This window comes from Kutzneria chonburiensis, from assembly GCF_028622115.1.
In the GTDB taxonomy this organism is placed as follows: domain Bacteria; phylum Actinomycetota; class Actinomycetes; order Mycobacteriales; family Pseudonocardiaceae; genus Kutzneria; species Kutzneria chonburiensis.
Map to the genome: position 1 here is coordinate 8,195,427 of NZ_CP097263.1, position 18,965 is coordinate 8,214,391.

General features: G+C 70.3%; 21 protein-coding genes and 1 pseudogene. 11 read left to right on the plus strand and 11 right to left on the minus strand.

The window, feature by feature from the left end:
• The first annotated feature begins 221 nt into the window (after positions 1-221).
• The 4 genes from M3Q35_RS38205 (at position 222) to M3Q35_RS38220 (ending at position 5,738) form a co-directional block, all read left to right on the plus strand.
• Positions 222-2,213, plus strand: a complete 1,992-nt coding sequence (locus M3Q35_RS38205; RefSeq protein ID WP_273937433.1) for a beta-galactosidase — start codon at positions 222-224, stop codon at positions 2,211-2,213.
• A gap of 1 nt (position 2,214) precedes the next feature.
• Complete coding sequence (locus M3Q35_RS38210; RefSeq protein ID WP_273937434.1) at positions 2,215-3,096, plus strand: DeoR/GlpR family DNA-binding transcription regulator; 882 nt, start codon at positions 2,215-2,217, stop codon at positions 3,094-3,096.
• Positions 3,041-4,123 (plus strand): galactose-1-phosphate uridylyltransferase, encoded by a 1,083-nt coding sequence (gene galT / locus M3Q35_RS38215; protein WP_273944629.1) that lies wholly within the window; start codon positions 3,041-3,043, stop codon positions 4,121-4,123. Before M3Q35_RS38210 ends, galT begins: the two co-directional genes overlap by 56 nt.
• An 88-nt stretch (positions 4,124-4,211) precedes the next feature.
• On the plus strand, positions 4,212-5,738 hold the full coding sequence (locus tag M3Q35_RS38220) for a S1C family serine protease (RefSeq protein ID WP_273937435.1): 1,527 nt from the start codon (positions 4,212-4,214) through the stop codon (positions 5,736-5,738).
• A 161-nt stretch (positions 5,739-5,899) separates the two neighbouring features.
• Here the strand turns inward: M3Q35_RS38220 and M3Q35_RS38225 are convergent, their stop codons facing one another.
• From M3Q35_RS38225 to M3Q35_RS38245, 5 genes are read right to left on the minus strand one after another with little or no spacing between them, the layout of a single operon-like run.
• On the minus strand, positions 5,900-6,337 hold the full coding sequence (locus tag M3Q35_RS38225) for a hypothetical protein (RefSeq protein WP_273937436.1): 438 nt from the start codon (positions 6,335-6,337) through the stop codon (positions 5,900-5,902).
• Entirely contained in the window at positions 6,334-7,476 is a 1,143-nt protein-coding gene (locus tag M3Q35_RS38230; protein ID WP_379794477.1) for a molybdopterin-dependent oxidoreductase, read from the minus strand. Before M3Q35_RS38230 ends, M3Q35_RS38225 begins: the two co-directional genes overlap by 4 nt.
• Before the next feature lie 50 nt (positions 7,477-7,526).
• Complete coding sequence (locus M3Q35_RS38235) at positions 7,527-8,144, minus strand: class I SAM-dependent methyltransferase (protein WP_273937437.1); 618 nt, start codon at positions 8,142-8,144, stop codon at positions 7,527-7,529.
• On the minus strand, positions 8,141-8,812 hold the full coding sequence (locus M3Q35_RS38240; RefSeq protein ID WP_273937438.1) for a TIGR04282 family arsenosugar biosynthesis glycosyltransferase: 672 nt from the start codon (positions 8,810-8,812) through the stop codon (positions 8,141-8,143). The genes M3Q35_RS38235 and M3Q35_RS38240 overlap by 4 nt, the downstream gene beginning before the upstream one ends.
• The gene (locus M3Q35_RS38245) at positions 8,809-9,462 is read right to left on the minus strand and encodes a glycosyltransferase family 2 protein (RefSeq protein WP_273937439.1); all 654 of its coding nucleotides are present in this window, start codon (positions 9,460-9,462) and stop codon (positions 8,809-8,811) included. The genes M3Q35_RS38240 and M3Q35_RS38245 overlap by 4 nt, the downstream gene beginning before the upstream one ends.
• Positions 9,463-9,587: 125 nt before the next feature.
• On the opposite strand from M3Q35_RS38245, the pseudogene M3Q35_RS49030 reads away from it, so the two are divergent.
• The 4 genes and pseudogenes from M3Q35_RS49030 (at position 9,588) to M3Q35_RS38265 (ending at position 13,374) form a co-directional block, all read left to right on the plus strand.
• Positions 9,588-10,927, plus strand: a pseudogene (locus M3Q35_RS49030) (hypothetical protein).
• Positions 10,928-10,931: 4 nt separating this feature from the next.
• The gene (locus M3Q35_RS38255; RefSeq protein ID WP_273937440.1) at positions 10,932-11,621 is read left to right on the plus strand and encodes a response regulator transcription factor; all 690 of its coding nucleotides are present in this window, start codon (positions 10,932-10,934) and stop codon (positions 11,619-11,621) included.
• 3 nt (positions 11,622-11,624) lie between these two features.
• Positions 11,625-12,632, plus strand: coding sequence for a sensor histidine kinase (locus tag M3Q35_RS38260; protein ID WP_273937441.1), 1,008 nt, complete (start codon positions 11,625-11,627; stop codon positions 12,630-12,632).
• Between the two features lie 10 nt (positions 12,633-12,642).
• Positions 12,643-13,374 carry a class I SAM-dependent methyltransferase gene (locus tag M3Q35_RS38265; RefSeq protein ID WP_273937442.1) on the plus strand — a complete coding sequence of 244 codons (732 nt, stop codon included), beginning with the start codon at positions 12,643-12,645 and terminating at the stop codon, positions 13,372-13,374.
• Here the strand turns inward: M3Q35_RS38265 and M3Q35_RS38270 are convergent.
• Positions 13,371-14,432 carry an NAD-dependent epimerase/dehydratase family protein gene (locus M3Q35_RS38270; protein WP_273937443.1) on the minus strand — a complete coding sequence of 354 codons (1,062 nt, stop codon included), beginning with the start codon at positions 14,430-14,432 and terminating at the stop codon, positions 13,371-13,373. The two genes, M3Q35_RS38265 and M3Q35_RS38270, sit on opposite strands and share 4 nt — an antisense overlap.
• A gap of 94 nt (positions 14,433-14,526) precedes the next feature.
• Here M3Q35_RS38270 and M3Q35_RS38275 point away from each other — a divergent pair, with 94 nt between their 5' ends.
• Positions 14,527-15,027: a MogA/MoaB family molybdenum cofactor biosynthesis protein gene (locus M3Q35_RS38275; protein ID WP_273937444.1), complete on the plus strand. Its 501-nt coding sequence runs from the start codon at positions 14,527-14,529 to the stop codon at positions 15,025-15,027.
• Positions 15,028-15,081: 54 nt separating this feature from the next.
• On the opposite strand, the gene M3Q35_RS38280 is transcribed toward M3Q35_RS38275, so the two are convergent.
• Positions 15,082-15,363 (minus strand): Rv0909 family putative TA system antitoxin, encoded by a 282-nt coding sequence (locus tag M3Q35_RS38280; protein ID WP_273937445.1) that lies wholly within the window; start codon positions 15,361-15,363, stop codon positions 15,082-15,084.
• A 47-nt stretch (positions 15,364-15,410) separates the two neighbouring features.
• On the opposite strand from M3Q35_RS38280, the gene M3Q35_RS38285 reads away from it, so the two are divergent.
• Positions 15,411-15,605, plus strand: coding sequence for a hypothetical protein (locus tag M3Q35_RS38285; protein ID WP_379794527.1), 195 nt, complete (start codon positions 15,411-15,413; stop codon positions 15,603-15,605).
• Positions 15,606-15,913: 308 nt separating this feature from the next.
• Here the strand turns inward: M3Q35_RS38285 and mscL are convergent, their stop codons facing one another.
• The 4 genes from mscL to M3Q35_RS38305 all read right to left on the minus strand — a co-directional run bounded on the left by mscL (position 15,914) and on the right by M3Q35_RS38305 (position 18,036).
• Complete coding sequence (gene mscL / locus M3Q35_RS38290; protein WP_273937447.1) at positions 15,914-16,297, minus strand: large conductance mechanosensitive channel protein MscL; 384 nt, start codon at positions 16,295-16,297, stop codon at positions 15,914-15,916.
• 25 nt (positions 16,298-16,322) lie between these two features.
• Complete coding sequence (locus M3Q35_RS38295; protein ID WP_273937448.1) at positions 16,323-16,943, minus strand: SAF domain-containing protein; 621 nt, start codon at positions 16,941-16,943, stop codon at positions 16,323-16,325.
• 93 nt (positions 16,944-17,036) lie between these two features.
• Positions 17,037-17,357: an FmdB family zinc ribbon protein gene (locus tag M3Q35_RS38300; RefSeq protein WP_273937449.1), complete on the minus strand. Its 321-nt coding sequence runs from the start codon at positions 17,355-17,357 to the stop codon at positions 17,037-17,039.
• 100 nt (positions 17,358-17,457) lie between these two features.
• Complete coding sequence (locus M3Q35_RS38305; RefSeq protein ID WP_379794528.1) at positions 17,458-18,036, minus strand: 5-formyltetrahydrofolate cyclo-ligase; 579 nt, start codon at positions 18,034-18,036, stop codon at positions 17,458-17,460.
• Between the two features lie 35 nt (positions 18,037-18,071).
• Here M3Q35_RS38305 and M3Q35_RS38310 point away from each other — a divergent pair, with 35 nt between their 5' ends.
• The gene (locus M3Q35_RS38310) at positions 18,072-18,962 is read left to right on the plus strand and encodes a UTP--glucose-1-phosphate uridylyltransferase (RefSeq protein ID WP_273937451.1); all 891 of its coding nucleotides are present in this window, start codon (positions 18,072-18,074) and stop codon (positions 18,960-18,962) included.
• Positions 18,963-18,965 lie beyond the last annotated feature (3 nt).

The window sequence follows — 18,965 nt, forward strand, 5'->3', positions numbered from 1 at the left end:
CTCCTGCTGTCGATGTGAACCAACGGACTCAAACAAAGTTGCGCACAATGTTGTACCCGTCACAACAGATGTCAAGACCCAGTTTCACCCCGTTGCTCCCTGTAGACCAGTCGAAACGGTCCGCTCAGGGTGCTTTGGCCGGTGTTAGGGGTAACAGTTATCAAGTCGTAGCCTGTTTGAGTGTGTTGACGTTTGGTGGGTGTGTAGGCCACGCTTCCACCGTGACCGGATGGCCGACCGGACTGGCGAGCCCGAGCTGGGGCGGTGACTACAACCCCGAGCAGTGGCCCGAGCACGTCTGGAAGCAGGACGTCGAGTTGATGCGGCGGGCCGGGGTCAACCTGGTCAGCGTCGGCATCTTCGGCTGGGCCCGCCTCGAGGTCGCCGACAACCGGTTCGACTTCGGCTGGCTGGACCAGGTGCTCGACCTGCTGCACGACGGCGGCATCCGGGTCTGCCTCGCCAACGCCACCGCCGCGCCGCCACCCTGGCTGACCAGCGCAAACCCCGACATGCTGCCGGTAAGAGCCGATGGCGTGCGGCTGTCGCACGGGTCGCGGCAGGCCTACTGCCCGACCTCGCCGGTGTACCGCGACCGGGCGATCGCGCTGACCGAGAAGATCGCGCTGCGTTACGGCGAGCACCCGGCGCTGGCCGCCTGGCACATCAACAACGAGTACGGCTGCCATGTGGCCCGCTGCTACTGCGACCGCTGCGCCGACGTGTTCCGCGACTGGCTGCGCGCCCGCTACGACCTGGAGGGCCTGAACCGGGCCTGGGGCACCGATTTCTGGAGCCAGCACTACTCGGCCTGGGAGCAGGTGCTGCCGCCTCGCGTGACGCCGACGTTCCAGAATCCCGGCCACGTGTTGGACTTTGCTCGGTTCTGCTCCGACGCGCTGCTGGACCTGTTCTGTGCCGAGCGGGACGTGGTCAAGGACGTCACGCCGGACGTGCCCGTGACGACGAACTTCATGGCCAACTGGACGTTCGGTTCGCTCAACTACTGGCACTGGGCGGCCGAGGTCGACTTCGTGTCCAACGATCACTACACCCGGGCCGACGACCCCGAGCGGCACATCGAGCTGGCCCTGTCGGCCGATCTCGTGCGCGGCCTGTCCCGCGGCGAGCCGTGGCTGCTGATGGAGCAGTCCACCTCGGCCGTGAACTGGCAGCCGCGCAACTTCGCCAAGCTGGCCGGGGAGATGCGCCGGAACTCCTATTCGCACCTGGCTCGCGGCGCGGACGGCACGTTGTTCTTCCAGTGGCGGCAATCCCGGGCCGGCGCCGAGCGTTTCCACTCGGCGATGCTGCCGCACACCGGGACGGACACGAAGGTGTACCGCGAGGTCACTCAGGTGGGCGAGGAGTACGGCCGGCTGGCCGAGCTCGTCGGGTCCACTGTGGACGCGCAAGTCGCGCTGGTCTACGACTTCGAGTCGGCCTGGGCGGCCGAGCAGCCGGCCCATCCGACGTCCGATTTCGACTATTACGGCACCGTGCTCGGCGTGTATCGGGCCCTGTGGCAGCTCGGCGTCACGGTCGACGTGGTGCCGCCGTCAGCCGACCTGACCGGCTACCGGCTGGTCGTCGTGCCGTCGCTGTACCAGGTGACCGACAACGAGGCCCGCTGGCTCGAAGACTACGTGCGAGCGGGCGGTCACGCCGTGGTGACGTGGTTCTCCGGCATCGCCGACGAGCACTCCCGGGTCCGCCTGGGTGGCTACCCGGGCGCGTTCCGTGAGCTGCTCGGCGTAAGGGTCGAGGAGTTCTTCCCGCTGACGCCCGGCGACAACGTGAAGCTGACCGGCGGGTTGTCCGCGACGAGCTGGTCGGAACTGCTGCACGCCAACGGGTGCGAGGTCGTCTCCTCCTATGTGGACGGACCGCTGGACGGCGTGCCGGCGGTGACCCGCAACGAATTCGGCGACGGCGTGGCCTGGTACCTCGCCACCACCCTTGATCCCGACAGCGCCGTCACGGTGCTGTCCGACGTGCTGGTCGGGGCCGGTGTCGCGCCGGTGGTCGCCGCCCCGACGGGGGTTGAAGTCGTGCGACGGCGCGGGGAACGGATATCCTGGCTGGTGGCGATCAACCACACCGGCGGGGACGTGGTCCTGCCGGTGCACGGCGTGGAACTGATCTCCGGTGTCGAAACGTCCGGCGGTCTGCCGGTCCCGGCGGGCGGGGTCGCCGTGGTCCGGGAGGTGTGAGGTGCTCGCACGGCAGCGGCAGGCGGTGATCCTGGAGGAGATCCGGCGGATCGGCGCCGTCAAGGTCAGCGACCTGGTGGTCCGACTCGGGGTCTCGGACATGACCGTCCGGCGCGATCTCGACGTGCTGGCCGGTCGGGGACTGCTGGAAAAGGTTTACGGCGGGGCCACCACGGTCGGCGGCCGCAGCACCGACGAGCCCGGCTTCGAGGCCAAGTCGGTCCGGCAGCTGCCGGAGAAGGAAGCCATCGCGCGGCTGGCCGCCGACCTGGTCCGGCCCGGCACCGCGATCGGCCTCTCCGCCGGGACCACGACGTGGACCATGGCCCGCTTCCTGGACGACGTGCCCGACCTGACCGTGGTCACCAACTCCATCCGGGTCGCCGACGTGCTCCAGCAGCGCGGCCGCACCGACCGGACCGTGGTGCTGACCGGCGGCGTGCGCACGCCATCGGATGCCCTGGTCGGGCCGGTCGCCGTGCAGGCACTGCGCTCGCTGCACCTGGACGTGGTCTTCCTCGGCGTGCACGGCATGGCCCCGCGCGCCGGCTTCACCACCCCGAACCTGAACGAGAGCGAGACCAACCGCGCGCTGGTGGACGCCGCCGGTCGCGTGGTCGTCGTGGCCGACAGCACCAAGTGGGGCACCGTCGGCATCTCCACCATCGCCGACCTCGACGAGGCCGACGTGTTAGTGAGCGACGGCGGTCTCTCCGAGCAGGCCCGGCAGGTGTTGGGCGAGAGCGTGGGCGAGCTCCGGCTGGCCGATCCACCGAAGCAGGACCAGGAACAGGAGTCGGTGCGTGACCGAGGCATCCACCAGCAGCATCCGGCGCACGTCAAGGAGGTTGGCGGACGGCCGCGAGATCATCTACTTCGATGACACCGCGGACGCGCCCGAGCGCACCGCCGTCGACACCCGTGACCTGCCCGAGCAGGCGCCGCACAGCGAGGTCCGCCGCGACCCGCTGACCGGCGAGTGGGTCGGCATCGCGGCGCACCGGCAGACCCGCACCTACAAGCCGCCGGCCGACCTGTGCCCGCTGTGCCCCACGTCGCCGGGCCGGCCGACCGAGGTCCCCGAGTCCAGCTACGACGTGGTGGTCTTCGAGAACCGGTTCCCGTCGTTCGCCGAGTCGGTGCCCGACGTCGCGTCCACTGTGGACGGCATGCCGATGGTCGCCCGCGGTCCTGGCCGTGGCCGCTGCGAGGTCGTGTGCTTCACCTCCGACCACAACAGCTCCTTCGGCGCGCTGACGCCGCACCGGGTGCGCACCGTGGTCGACGTGTGGGCCGACCGCACCGAGGCCTTCGCCAAGCTGCCCGGAGTCGAGCAGGTCTTCCCGTTCGAGAACCGCGGCGAGGAGATCGGCGTCACCCTGAGCCACCCGCACGGCCAGATCTACGGCTACCCGTTCGTCACGCCGAAGACCTCTCGCATGCTCGAGGTCGCCGCGGAATACCTTGCCGCACATGGCACTCACGTGCTCGGCGACGTGCTGGCGGCCGAGCGGGCGGCCGGTTCGCGGATCGTCGCCTCGTCCGAGCACTGGACGGCCTTCGTGCCCTCGGCCGCGCGCTGGCCGGTCGAGGTGCACGTGGTGCCCCACCGCCAGGTGCCCGATCTGCCGGCGTTGTCCGATGTGGAGCGGGACGACTTCGCCGTGCTGTACCTGGAGGTGCTGCGCCGGCTGGACGGCCTCTACAACAAGCCGCTGCCCTACATCGCCGCCTGGCACCAGGCCCCGGTGCGCACCGGGCGTGACCTGGCCTGGCTGCATCTCGAGGTGTTCTCGGTGCTGCGCACCGCCGACAAGCTGAAGTACCTGGCCGGCTCGGAGTCGGGCATGGCCGTGTGGATCAACGACACCGCCCCGGAACAGGTGGCTGAGAGGCTGCGCTCTATTTGATCTGGGCTCAAACCTGAGGGTCAATTCCTCACAACACCCCCAGGCTCATCTCAGGCGGCTCTCAGCATCACCCGGCACAGTTACTGCCATGACGGAGAACATCCCGGGTGCCGCTGGGCCCACGCCCGAGCGGCCAGAACAGCCCGCCTCGCCGGCGGTCCAGCACGAGGCTCAGAACCAGCCTCCGGTCGGCGCCCCGGGTGCGCCCGAGTGGAGCCCGTGGGCACCGCAGGGCCAGGAGCGACCCGCGCAGGAGCAGGGCCTGCCGGGTCAGGAACCGCCGACCGGGCAGCCGTGGCAGCAGGGTGCCGCCCAGCCCGTCGGCGGGCCCCAGCAGACGGCAGCCTTCGCGCAGCCGGGGTACGCGGCCATGCCGCCCGGCGGCAACCAGTTCACCCTCACCGCCGAGCAGCCGCACGGGGTGTACACCACGCCGCGCAAGCCGGGCCGTACCAAGCTCGTCGTCGGCGTGGCCGTGCTGGCGCTGCTGGTGGGTGGCGGCGCCGGCGCGGTCGGCGGCTACCTGGCCGCCTCCAACGGCGCCGGCAGCTACAGCTCGCTGTTCTCCTCGTCCAACGCCTCCACCGCGTCCAACGTGACGCCCGGCTCGGTGACCGACGTGGCCAACAAGGTGCTGCCGACCGTCGTCGAGATCAAGACGCAGGAGGGCGAGGGCTCCGGCTTCATCGTCTCCTCCGACGGCGAGATCATCACCAACAACCACGTGATCGCCTCCGCGGTGGGCGGCGGGCAGATCGAGGTCGACTTCCACAACGGCACCAAGGCCCAGGCCAAGATCATCGGCCGGGACCCCACGACCGACGTGGCCGTGATCAAGGCGCAGAACGTGTCCGGGCTGCCCACCGCCACCCTCGGCTCGTCCAACGACCTCCAGATTGGCCAGCAGGTGGTGGCCATCGGCTCGCCGTTCGACCTGGCCGGCACCGTGACGACCGGCATCGTGTCCTCGCTGCACCGGCCGGTCAACGTGGGCGACGAGCTCAACCAGGGGCAGCAGGGCCAGGGGCAGGGCGGCGGCGGTCCGTTCGGCGGCGGTGGTCTCGGCGGCCTCGGCGGCGGGCAGCAACAGCAGCAGGGCACGCCGCAGGTGCGGCAGGACACCGTGCTGGACGCCATCCAGACCGACGCCGCGATCAACCCCGGCAACTCCGGCGGGCCGCTGGTGAACATGCAGGGCCAGGTCATCGGCATGAACTCGGCCATCTCCAGCCCCAACTCCAGCCAGCAGAGCCAGGGCGGCTCGGTCGGCATCGGCTTCGCCATCCCGATCGACCAGGCCAAGCGGACCGCGCAGCAGATCGTGCAGTCCGGCAAGGCCACCCAGGCCCAGCTCGGGGTCAGCGTCACCGATCCGACCAACGGCCAGGCCGGCGCCGTGATCAGCGACGTCGTCTCCGGTGGGGCCGCCGACAAGGCCGGCGTCAAGAAGAACGACGTCGTCACCAAGATCAACGACCGGGTCATCACCGACGCCGACAGCCTGGTCGCCGCCGTGCACGCCGCCGGTCCCGGTGACACCGTCACCATCACCATGGCCAGCGGGTCGTCGGTGAAGGCCACGCTGACCGGCAAGACGATCGACGTGCAGAACTGAGACCTGGACGGGCCGGCCCTTCATTCGGGGTGGGGCTCGCCCGTCCGGACCGCCCCCGACCCTCCGCCATCGGGTCGGGCCAACGGGACCAGACGTTTCGCCGGCACCCCCTCACCGGCGCAAGCGTCTGGTCCCGTTCTTTTGCTTGGAAGGCGGCCTTCCTACACTCGGAGTGGAGGAACGCCGCCTTGATCTTGGTGTGTTCGCCGTCGGGCCGACCGTGCTCGCAGCAGTCCCGCGATCACCACCACGGCCCACAGCACCGCCAGCGTGATCAGCGTGTCGGCCGGGTAGTCCCGGTCGTGCAGCCCCGGTTTCGGCGGAAAGCCGTACGGCCGCCAGATTTCCGTCACGGCCAGGTAGGTGATGACCGCCGTGGCGCCGATGCCGAAGTGCAGTGGCCAGCGCCAGGCCGTCGTGGTCAGGCGGGCCACCGCCAGGCTGAGCAGGCCGGCGATCGGCAGGATGATCGCGTCGTCCAGGATCGCCGGTCCGAGGAACCAGGTGTAGATGTCCTTGGCCATCGGGTACGCCATCCAGACGCCCCAGGCCAGCGCGGAAAGTCCGAGCAGCCCCAGTACCGCCCTCGCCGGCTTCACGTGATCACCTCAAGCCGGCGCACCCACTTGGTCTGCAACACACCCGGCCGGCTCGGCGCGATGATCCGGCACGGATAGCCGTGATCCAGGTCCAGCACCTTTCCCTCCAACCTGAGCGCGAGCAGCGTCAGCGGATCGGCGGTGTGCGTGCCGGGCAACGTGGTCGAGTTGTACAGGCCGCCCTTCTCCATCGAGCTGATCCGCAGCGACGAACCCCGTGGTGCCCCAACGGCTTCGAGCAGGTCCATCACCGGCACCCCGCTCCAGTTGGCCGTCTGGCTCCAGCCCTCGACACAGGCGATCGGCAACGCCGCCGTGGTCTGCCGCATGGACTGCAACTGCTCGCGCGAGAACGTCGTGGTCCCGTTGGGGCCCACGACTTCCAGTCGCCAGCTGGCGTCCACGGTCTGCACGTTGGCTTCCATCGCCGTGCGGTTCACCGGCAGCCCTTGTGTGCCGTTGTTCGACCGTTCCGACAATGCGGACACGTTGCGCAGGAACGGAATCGTGCTGCCGCCGAACACCAGCACCGCCACGCCGCTGGTCAGCCAGGTCGTGCGCAGGAACGCCCGCCGGCTCACGTCGATCTCGCGCCGCTTCTCCTTGGTCAGCGACTCGCGGATGATCGGCAGCTTCACCGCGATGTGCACCAGCAGCGACCCGAACGCGATCCACGCCACCGCGTAATGCGCCGTGGTGAAGAAGAAGCTCCACGGGTAGTTCTGCGCCGCGTTGAACGTGCCGCTGGCCAGCTCGAAGAACGCCGCCCCGGCCAGCACCAGGATGGAGATGCGCTCCAGCCCGTGCAGCACCGACTTCACCGCCGGCCGCTCGAACAGCTTCGGGTAGACCGTCCACAACTTGGCGATGAGCAGCGGAATCGCCGCCACCCCGGAGATGACGTGCGCGCCCTGTGTGATCCGGTAGAGGTTCACCGGCCGGCTCGGCCAGTAGAACCACGCCGCCGGATGCTGGATGAAATGGCTGATCACCCCGGTGACGAAGCAGATCGTGAAGGCGATCCCCAGCCACGTCCCGATTCGTGAGGTCACCTTCGGGTCGTGCACCGCGCTCTTGAACCGCAGCAGCCCGAACGCCTTGTCCTGCAACCGGTCCGCAATGCCTTTGAGTCGCCCCAATCGGCTCTCCGGTCGGAAGACGTGTTCCTGGAACCGTTTGGCGCGGTCGCTCAGGACCGTTGGAGCTCGGCGAACCACCGTCCGCCCCTTTCGTTCAACCATCGGATGTCCATGCCGGCCTCGCCGGCCGTGCGCTCCAAGCCGTCCGGGCCGAGCCGGGCCCAGTCGAACCAGCCGCCACTGCTGTCCACACTGGACAGACGGACCTGCTGTCGGCGTAGGCCGGTGCCGGGTGGGTCGAGCTCGGTCAACACGCTGCCGCCCGGCCTCAGCAGTTCGCGGGCCCGGCGCAGCAGGGCAACCGGATCGCCGCCGATGCCGATGTTGCCGTCGGCCAACAGAACGTGCCGCCAGCGGCCCTCGCCGGGGATCCGGTCGAACACATCGCGGCACAGGGCCGGCGCGCCACGCGCCTTGGTCAGTTCGACGGCCACCGGCGAGACGTCAACGCCCAGCGCGATCACGCCGCGCCGGGTGAGGGCCTCGACCAGCCGCCCCGGCCCGCAACCGACATCCAAGGTCGGCCCGAGACACGCCGCCAGCAGCAACTCGTCCGAGCTGTCCAACTCCTGCCATCTGGTCACCGGCAACATCACTCGCTCCCCGTTCGCGCACTCCAGCCAGCAGTGCTCGCCGAGCAGCCCCGGATCGAACTCCGTCGTGGTCACGAGATGGGCTGCCCCGCCGTGCTGATCGCGGCAACCGCGGCCGCGAACCGGCTGCCCGGCACCGATGCCGCGACTCGTCGTGCGTCGTCGATCGTGTCCACATCGGACAGCATCGGCAGCGGCGACACGTGCAGGCCCAGGTCGTGCAATGCATCCAGGGTGCGGCTTCCGGTGTCCGGCTGCGACATCGGCACGTGCTGCAACGCCATGGCGTGCAACGGATCCTTCAGGCCGAGAGCCCACCAGCCGCCATCCTCGGCCAGTCCGAGCGCGGCGTCTCCGGTGTGCGCGGCGGCGATCGCCGAGCCGAGCAGCCATGGCGTCACCTGCGGCGTGTCCATGCCGATCTGCACCACCGGCAGGTCGGCGACATCGCGGTGCGCGTTCACCAGCCGTTCGGCAAAGTTGTTGCCACGTTGGGGAATCACGTCGAACCAGCGCAACACTCGTCGCAACTCCGTGGCCTGCGCGGCCTTCTCGAGGTCGCCGGTCATCGCCACCACGCGCCGGACCCGTGGCACCGACAGCACCGCGTCCAGCGTGTCCAGCAGCGACGCCGCGGCCACCTCGGCGGCCTGTTCCGGGGTGGCCGCCGGCGTCAGCCGCGTCTTGGCCAGGCCCGGCACGGGAGCTTTCGCCACCACCAACACACCAGCACGATCGGTCATCGGAGCACCCCCGCCATGTCGTGCACGGCCCGCAGAGTTCCGTGCACCGAACCGGAAACCTTCGATTTCGTGCCGGCGGTCCGCGGCCGATACGTGACATCGGCCTCCACGACCCGCCATTTCGCCTCGGCGGCCCGGATGAGCAGTTCGAGTGGATAACCGAAGGCCCGATCCTCGACGTTCAACGCCAGCAACCGCTCGCGGCCGACCGCCCGCATCGGTGCGATGTCGCGCACCTTCAGACCCCGTTTCCGCATCAGCGCGGCGAGAATTCGGTTGCCCAGCCGGGCATGCCACGGCCAACTGCCCCGCCCCTGCGGAATTCGCCGCCCCACGGCCATATCCGCATCACCGTCTCGCACCGCGCGAACCAGTCCCGGTAGCTCTCTGGGATCCAATGACCCGTCGGCGTCGAGGAAGCAGACGATGTCGGCAGTCGCGTGCTCGAGGCCGGTGTGCACCGCGGCCCCATAGCCCCGTCGCGACTCGCGTACCACGGTCGCGCCATGCGCGGCGGCAACCTCCGGCGAGCCGTCCGACGATCCGTTGTCCACCACGATCGCTCGATATCCCGGCGGCAGCGCATTCAGCACGGCCGGTAGCGCCAATGCCTCGTCCAGGCACGGCAGCACCACATCGACGGTATCCACCCACCCGAAGCTAGGTCCGCGGCGGAGTGAGCAGAACCCTTTGTGTGGTTACCGAAAGCTGACGGATTGCCAAGTCTTACGGAGTTCTTTCGAACCGCGTTCCGGCGGCCGATGACCGCTACGGTGTGCTGGTGGCCCAACGCATCGGTTTGCGCCTTGATCTTGTCGTGGGCGGCGCGGCACTGGTGTTCGTCGGCATTGCCACGGCGGTCGGCTTGTTCGTGCCCAACATCTTCGCCGGCGCCCCTCCCTTGTTCGCCGAATGGCTTCCGCACGTCGGCATCGGCACTCCGTTCGCCGTCCTCATCGCCATCGCGGTGATCGCCTGGCGCCCCCCGCTGTTCCTCGCCTATCCCCTCGCCGTCGCTTGGACCTTCTCGTTGGCCCTGGTCGACGGTTGGCAGCGCGGCATCGCCGACCGCCTCACCTCTCGTGACGAGTACCTGCACGAGGTTCCCGGCGTGACCGACATCGGCGCCATGCTCCGCTCCTTCAGCACCCGCATCCTGGACTTCCAGCCCGATTCGTGGACCACTCACGTCGCCGGCCACCCACCCGGCGCACTGCTGATCTTCGTCTGGCTCGACCGCCTCGGCCTCGGCGGCGGGGCATGGGCCGGCGTAGCGGTGATCCTCATCGGCAGCCTCACCGCTTTCGCGGTGCCCTGGACGATCCGCTCCCTCGGCCACGTGTCGCCGCCGCGATCCGGCCCTGGCGCGATGTCGATCCATTCCCTCAGCCGTGGTGGCACCGCCCCTGGCCGCTCCGACCCTCCAACGACTATGCCGAGTTGGCGTCGGCGGTCGTGCCCTTCTCCATCCTGCTGCCCGGAGCCGTATGGGTCGGCGTCTCGGCCGACGGCCTGTTCGCGGGCGTCACCGCCCTCGCGGTCGGGCTGCTGGTGCAGCGGCACTGGAGCGCCTGGATCGCCGGCGGGCTGCTGCTCGGGTACTCCGTGTTCCTGTCCTACGGGCTGCTGCTGTTCGGGCTGGTCGCCCTGGCGGCGGTGGTCGTGACCCGGCGCTGGGCCGCACTGATCGTGGCTCTGGTTGCGGCGCTCGCCATCGTCGTCGCTTTCGCGGCCGCCGGGTTCTGGTGGTTCGACGGCTACCACCTGGTCGTCGAGCGCTACTACCAGGGCATCGGCGCGCTGCGGCCGTACTCCTACTGGGTATGGGCCGACCTGGCGGCGCTGGTGCTCGCGGCCGGCCCGGCCGCCATCGCCGGCCTGCGTCGGCTGCCGGGGTCGCCGCTGCTGCTGCTCACCGGCGCGGCCCTGCTGGCCATACTGCTGGCCGACGTCACCGGACTGAGCAAGGCCGAAGTGGAGCGCATCTGGCTACCGTTCACGGTGTGGCTGGTGCCGGCGGCGGCGCTGCTGCCGGCTTCGACGCGCCGGTGGTGGCTGGCGGCGCAGGCGCTGACCGCGCTCGCGGTCAACCATCTGGTGCTGACGAACTGGTGAGGATATGACTGGACGGGTCCTGGTTGTCGACGACGACGAGACGGTGCGCGACGTGGTGCGCCGCTATCTGGAGCGCGACGGGCACGAAGTGGTGGTCGCGGGGGATGGGGAGAGCGCTCTCCAGCTGGTGGCCAAGCAGGTGCCGGACCTGATCGTGCTGGACCTGATGCTGCCCGGCATCGACGGCCTCGAGGTCTGCCGGCGGCTGCGGCAGCGCTACTCGGTGCCGATCGTCATGCTCACCGCGCTCGGCGAGGAGGAGGACCGCGTCGTCGGCCTCCAGCTCGGTGCCGACGACTACGTGACCAAGCCGTTCAGCCCCCGTGAGCTGGCGCTTCGGGTCGGCTCCGTGCTGCGGCGGGCCAAGGGCGTGCCGGCCGGGCCGGCGATGGGCGTGCTCGAGGACGCCGGCCTGCGGCTGGACACCGCGGCCCGCAGCGCGACCCTGAACGGCGCCCCGCTGGCGCTGACCACCCGCGAGTTCGACCTCCTGATGTTCTTCATGGTCAGCCCCGGCCAGGCGTTCAGCCGTCCCCAGCTGCTGGAACGGGTGTGGGGCTGGGACTTCGGCGATCAGTCCACTGTGACCGTCCACGTGCGACGGTTGCGGGAGAAGATCGAGGAGGACCCGGCCAACCCCAAGCGGATCGTCACGGTCTGGGGCGTCGGCTACCGCTTCGACGGGATGAGGTAGCCCATGCTGGTCGAGCTGATGCACATCGCCCCGTACGCGATCGCCTTCACGCTGCCGATCGCGCTGCTGGGCCTGGTCCTGCTCCAGTGGCTCAGAGAGCGCTCTCTGGCCACCTCGATGACCGTTCTCGTGCTGGTTCCGCTGGTCGCCACCGCCGTCGGCGTGATCGGGGTCAGCGGCTTCATGTTCACGCCCATGCTCAACACCACGATGCTGGTGTACCTGTGGGTCGCGCTGGTCACCGTGCCCGCCGCCTTACTGCTCGGCCGTGGCATCGCCAAGCGCACCGTGTGGGAGCGCGAGGCTCGGGCCCGCGAACGCGCCGCCGAGGCGTCCCGGCGCGAGCTGGTCGCGTGGATCAGCCACGACCTGCGCACCCCGCTCGCCGGCATCCGGGCGATGGCCGACGCCCTGTCCGACGGCGTCGTGTCCTCGCCCGAAGACGTCGCCGGCTACGCCTCGCGCATCAGCACCGAGACTCAGCGGCTGTCGGGCATGGTCGACGACCTCTTCGAACTCTCCAAGATCACCGCCGGCGCGCTGCGGCTGACCATGTCCGCCGTGCCGCTGCGCGACGTGATCAGCGAGGCAGTTGCCGCGGAGGGCCCCGTCGCCGCGCGCAAGGGCGTGCACCTGGAGGCCAACGCCGAGGCCTGGCCCGTCGTGCTCGGCAGCGACCCCGAGCTGGCCCGCGTGATCCGCAACCTGCTGTCCAACGCCATTCGGCATACCCCCGCCGACGGCACCGTTGCCGTGCACGTCGACGCCGAGGACGACCACGCCGTCGTGCGAGTCGACGACGCCTGTGGCGGCATCCCGGACAACGAGCTCGACCGCGTCTTCGACGTCGCCTTCCGCGGCAGCTCCGCCCGCACCCCTTCCGGTGACGGCGGCGCCGGCCTCGGGCTGGCCATCGCCCGTGGGCTCGTCGAGGCCCACCGCGGCGAGATCGCCGCCCAGAACCACGGCCCCGGCTGCCGCTTCGAGGTGAAGCTGCCGATCGCCGTCTAACGTTGCCGGCATGGGGGAGCTGCCCTTCGGGGCCATCGCCGCCGAGTACGACCGCCATCGGCCCGCGCCGCCCGAGGACCTGGTCGACGACCTCGAACGCCTCGGCGGTTCCGTGCTGGACGTCGGCTGCGGCACCGGCAAAGCCGCTGTCGCCATGGCCGAACGGGGCCTGGCCGTGCTCGGTCTTGAACCCGACGAACGCATGGCCGCGATCGCCGCCGGGCACGGCATCGAAGTCGAGATCGGGACCTTCGAGGCTTGGGACGCCGGCGGTCGGCAGTTCGACCTGCTGACCTTCTCCGACTCCTGGCACTTCGTCGATCCGGCCGTCGGGACGCGCCGAGCGGCCGAGCTGCTGCGTCCCGGCGGCAAGGTCGCCCGGATCTGGAACAGCTACCTGCTGGAGCCGTCCGCGATCGAGGCCCTCGACCGCGTCTATCGCCGGCTGGCCCCCGAGATCACGCAATCCTGGCGGCCGAGCGCCGCGTGGGCACCGGTCCGCCCCGACGACGATCCGCTCGTGCGGGGCGGTTTCATGCCGCTGCGCACCCGCTCGTACAAATCGGCCGGCCGATCGTCCGCCGACGAGTTCGTGGCCATGGCGGCCACGACCAGCAACCACCTCCGCCTCGGCGACCGCCTAGCCCCGTTGATGTCCGAAGTTCACGCCGCCATCGAGGCACTCGGTGGCGCGGTGCGGATGCATCGCACGACGTTCCTCGCGCTGGCCCGCCTGAACTAGAGGCGGACGGGGTCGCGCAGCGGTGCCGTCGCGAAGTCGGCGACGCCGTCGGCGAACTCCACCCGGGCGCGGAAGCCGAGCAGTTCCAACGCCTTGGCCGGATCGGCCACGACGTGCCGTACGTCGGCCGGCCGCGCCCCACCCACGATTCGTGGCGCGGGGCCGTCGCACGCAGCGGCCAGCTCCACGGCCAGCTCGCCGACGGTGTGCGGGTCGCCGGAGCACACGTTGAGCGCCTCCAACACGCCGTCGGGGGCCGGTTGCTCGGCGGCGAGGGCGTTGATCAGTGCGACGTCGGTGACGTGCACGAAGTCCCGCATCTGCCGGCCGTCCTCCAGCACGGTTGGCGCCTGACCGTTGCGCAACGCGGACCGGAACAGCGACGCCACGCCGGCGTACGGGGTGTCGCGCGGCATCCGTGGGCCGTAGACGTTGTGGTAGCGCAGCGCCCACACGCTGCCGCCGGTCTGCCGCGCCCACGCGGCAGCGAGGTGCTCCTGGGCCAGCTTGGTCGCGGCGTACGTGCTGCGCGGGTCCAGCGGCGCATCCTCCGGCACCTTGCGCCACGCCAGCACGGCGTCGCAGCGCGGGCAGCGCGGGTCGTAGTGGCCGGCATCCACATCGGACTGACGCCGCGGCAACGGCCGCACGACGCCGTGCTCGGCACAGGCGTAGCGGCCCTCGCCGTACACGACCATCGACGACGCCAGCACCAGCCGTCCCAGCCCCGCGCGGTGCATCGCGGCCAGCAGCACGGCCGTGCCGTAGTCGTTGTGGGCGGCGTACTCCGGGGCGTCCTGTGGATCGACGCCGTGGCCCACGACCGCCGCCTGGTGGCACACCACGTCCACGCCGTGCAGCAGCTTGTCCAGCAGCTCGGGGTCCCGCACGTCGCCCAGCACGATCTCGTGCCGCTCCGTCCACGAGGGCGGCTGTGGCGTGCCGTGCGCCTTGGGCAGCAGGGCGTCGAGCAGGAGCACGTCGTGCCCGCGGTCGGCCAGTTCGTCCGCGACATGGGAGCCGATGAAGCCGGCCCCGCCGGTGATGAGGACTCGCACGTCCCCGACGTTATGGGCAGTCCGGCCGACTCGGTCGCCCTCGGCACGGTACGTCACAGAACCGTCAGATCCACTCGACCGCTAGGTTGGTGGCATGGAACGCAGTGCGCAGCGTCTCGGCCGTGCCCTCGTCGTGATCGTCAACGACGCGGTGGTGCACGGCGAGCACGAGGACACCATCGGGCCGCTGGTGACCGAGCTGTTGGAAGAGGCCGGCTTCATCGTCGACGGGGTCGTCGCGGTGTCCGGCGACGTGGTCGGCATTCGCAACGCGCTCAACACCGCCGTCATCGGCGGCGTCGACCTGGTCGTCACGGTCGGCGGCACCGGCGTGTCGCCGCGCGACCAGACGCCCGACGCCACCCAGGGCGTGTTGGACCGCCCCATCCCGGGCATCGCCGAGGCGCTGCGCTCCTCCGGCCTCGCCGCCGGGGCTGTGGACGCCGGCATCTCCCGGGGCCTGGTCGGCGTGTCCGGCAGCACCCTGGTGGTGAACCTGGCTGGCTCTCGCGGCGCCGTCCGCGACGGCATGGCCACCTTGTCCGCGCTGGTCCCGCACGTCATCGAGCAGCTGTCCAGCCTCGACGACGTCTGATCGCGGTCCGGTTCGGGCCGCCGCCACCGTGGCGGGGGCCCGGACCGGGGCCGCTCACTTCTTGTCGTTGTTGAACAGCTCGCCGACCTTGTCGCCGACCGCGCGCACACCCTCGCTGAACTTGCCGCCGGTCAGCTCGTCCATCTTGTTCGCGGCCACGTCCGCGCCCTTGGAGATCGCCTCGCCGGCCTGGTCCAGGTAGGGCTGGGCCTTCTCGCGCAGCGGCTCCGCCTTCTCCGCGAGGTCGTTGACCACCTCCGTGGCCTTCTCGCGCAGCGGCGCCGCCTTGTCGGCCAGCTCGTTGGCCATGTCCTTGGCCTTGTCGAAGAACGTCATCTGGGGTTCCCCCGTCTCGTGCTCGCTGACTGCCTCTGCCTCCCATGATGGACGATGGTCCGGTGACCCAGCCACGCGAAGACCCCGGCCCCGCCCGCCGCCCCGACGCCAAGCGACTCGGCGAGGTGTTCGGCGACGTGCTGCCCGAGACCACCTCCGACGAGCGCGACCCCGACCGCCGCCCTGACCACGGCGACAGCTGGTACGAGGAGAACCGCCCGCCCCACCACGAGAACCGCTAGCCCGGACGCGAGTCTCAGCCCACACCCCGCCAGCACCTCCCCAGCGCCGCTACGGTGACTCGCCGGCCAACGGCACGAGCAGGCGCCTCCTGCGCCCGAACCAACCGGCTGGGCGGCCATAGCCTGGGCAGGTCCTCCGCCCTCGGCCTGGATCAGTCAGCGGTCAGCCACCTGCCAGTCCCGTTGGGTCCGGCGCTTCGCACCCGCCCGAACCAGCCTGCGACGCCGGCCCGGCCGGCCATGGTCTGAGCGCGGTAGGCCGCCCAGACCTGGCCTCTCAGCAGGTTCGTACGCCCCCGGTCACTCCCTCAGCGCTGGCTCTGCTGGGACCGGAGCAGGTCGCGGATCTCGGTGAGCAGCTCGATGTCGGTCGGCGCGGACGGCTTCTCCTCCTCCTGCTTCTTGAAGCGGTTGGTGATGCGCTGCACCGGCACCACGACCAGGAAGTACACGACGGCGGCGACGATCACGAAGTTGATCAGCGCGGTGATGAACAGGCCGTAGTCGAAGGTCACGCCGGCGACGGTGAACTGGCCGCCGATGTTGCCGCCGGTGATGGCCTTCACCAACGGGTTGATGAAGGCGCTGCCCAGCGCCGTCACCAACGCGGTGAACGCGGTGCCGATGACGACCGCGACGGCAAGGTCGACGATGTTGCCGCGGAACAGGAAGTCCCGGAAACCCTTCAGCATGACGACTCCTCAGAGGGACGAACGATCAGCGCAGAGTAACGGTGACCGGCTGCGCCAATGACGCCGCGGCCACCTTCGCCGCGAGCTGCCGGGGCAGCGCCACGACCACGAGTCGGCCCTTCGCGGACACACCCTCGCTCGGTCGCACCGCAACCACAATGGCGTCGTTCGCCAACACCCCCGGATCGCCCACCACATCCACCCGGCCGCCGGGCCGGAGCAGGTCGGCCACGGCCGCGTCGGTCAGCCGCAGCGGCACGGCGACGGCGTCGGGATTGCCGGTGGCCAGCACCGTGTTCGCCGGCCCGACCAGCCGCACATCGGTGATCGTCTCGCCCGATCTGGCCGCGCCGGCCAGCACCCGGCCGACCGCCGTGGCGGCGTCGGAGATCGTCCCTGCCGGCGCGTAGGCCGCCGGCAGGCTGCGTATTCGCACGTCGTCACGGGTCAGCGTGGCCCCGGACGGCACGTCCCGGGCCGCGACCAGCACGGGGATGCTGTTGTCCCGGCCGTGCAGCAGCGTCGCAGCGGCCAGCACGACGGCCAGCAACGCCAGCAGGGCCGCCGCGGTGCGGCGGAGCAGCATGGTGCGCGCCCAGCTGGAAGTCGTCAGCAGGCGGTGGAGTCTTGTGCGCTTGGCACCCATGCGATCGACGTTAGGGGGCCGTGAACAGCAAGAACACCGGCTGCCCACGGCCTGTGGACAACCGGTGTCAGGAGCAGGTGTCCTGTGGACAACTCAGCTGGCGGCGGCCTTCGCCGGCGCGGATGAGGTACTCTCCGCCGCCTTCGCGGCCGGCTTCGACTCCGTCTTGGTCTCGCTCTTGCTCTCGGACTTGCCGTCCGAGCTGCTGGCGGCGGCCGGCGAGGACGCGGTGGAGCCGTTGCGGCTGTCGGTGCGGTAGAAGCCGCTGCCCTTGAAGACCACGCCCACGGAGCCGAACAGCTTGCGCAGCTTGCCGCCGCACTCGGGGCACTCGGACAGCGCGCTGTCGCTGAAGGACTGAACCGCGTCGAAGCGGTGTCCACATGCGGTGCACGCGTACTGGTAGGTCGGCACGGTTCCTCCGCGAGCAGTCAGGATTGGCACTCAGGTGCAGAGAGTGCCAAGACGATGATGCGCCACGACGGCGTGACCATGCAAACAGCAAGGGGAATCGTCACAGTGGCACAAAACCACCCGATGGGGTGAGGACCGCGGTCATCAGCACGTCATGCGGCTCCGCCGGCAGCCGGTCCACGAACTCCTCCGCACGGACGATGGCGATGCGCGGGGCCGTCACGCCGCCCAGCGACCGGTCGTAGTGCCCGGCCCCGCGCCCCAGCCGCACGCCCTGACGGTCCACGGCCAGCGCCGGGATCACCACAGCATCCGCGTTGGCCACCGCGCCCCGCCCCAGTCGCAGCCCGCTCGGCTCGCGCAGACCGAACGGCCCCGGCACGAGGCTGTCGGCCCCGAAGTAGACGCCCCAGTCCAGCGGCTCCTTGCCGGTGACGATCGGCAGCAGCACCCGCCGGCCCGCCGCCCGCAGCGCGTCCAACATCGCCACCGAGCCCGGCTCGGTGCCGACGGGCACGTACGCGCACACCGTGGCGGCTGGCCAAGCCACGGCCGACATTGCGTCGGCAAGCGCTTGCGCCTCCGCCGCCCGAACCTCACTTGACACCTCGGCACGCGCTTTGACCAGGCGTTTCCGCCAGGCGTCCTTCTCGGGATCCGGCCCGGTCGGTGTCACGATTCCACCTCGCAGAGTGACGGATAGTCTTTTCGTCCATGAGCTCGCCAAGCGCCTTCCACACGGCCATCGTGCCCGCTGCCGGCCTGGGCACCCGCTTCCTGCCGACGACCAAGGCCGTCCCCAAGGAACTGCTGCCCGTGGTGGACACTCCCGGCATCGAGCTGGTGGCCACCGAAGCCGCGCAGGCGGGCGCCACCAAGCTGGTCATCGTGACCTCGCCCGGCAAGGACGCGGTCGCCAACTACTTCCGCCCCCAGCCCGAGCTGGAGCAGACGCTCGAGGCCCGCGGCAAGACCGAGCTGCTGGCCAAGGTGCAGCGGGCCACCAAGCTGCTGTCGGTGGAGACCGCCATCCAGGACAAGCCGCTCGGCCTCGGCCACGCCATCGGCTGCGCCGAGGGCAACCTGGACGGCTCTGACGACGCCGTCGCCGTGCTGCTGCCCGACGACCTGGTGCTGCCCACCGGCGTCCTGAGCAAGATGGCCGAGGTGCGGGCTCGACTCGGCGGCACCGTGCTGTGCGCCTTCGACATCCCGCGCGAGGAGATCTCCGCCTACGGCGTGTTCGACGTGCGCGAGACCGGCGACGACGACGTCAAGCAGGTCGTCGGCATGGTCGAGAAGCCCAAGGCCGAGGACGCCCCGTCCACCTTCGCCGCGGCCGGCCGCTACCTGCTCGACCGGGCGATCTTCGACGCCATCAAGCGCATCACGCCGGGCGCGGGCGGCGAGTTGCAGATCACCGACGCGATCGCGATGCTGATCAACGAAGGTCACCCCGTGCACGTCGTGGTCCACCGCGGCGGCCGGCACGACCTGGGAAACCCGGGTGGTTTCCTGCGTGCCGCGGTGGACTTCGCCCTCGACCACCCGGAGTATGGCGCTGACCTGCGCTCCTGGCTGGAGGGTCGAATCGGGAAGGCGTGAGCG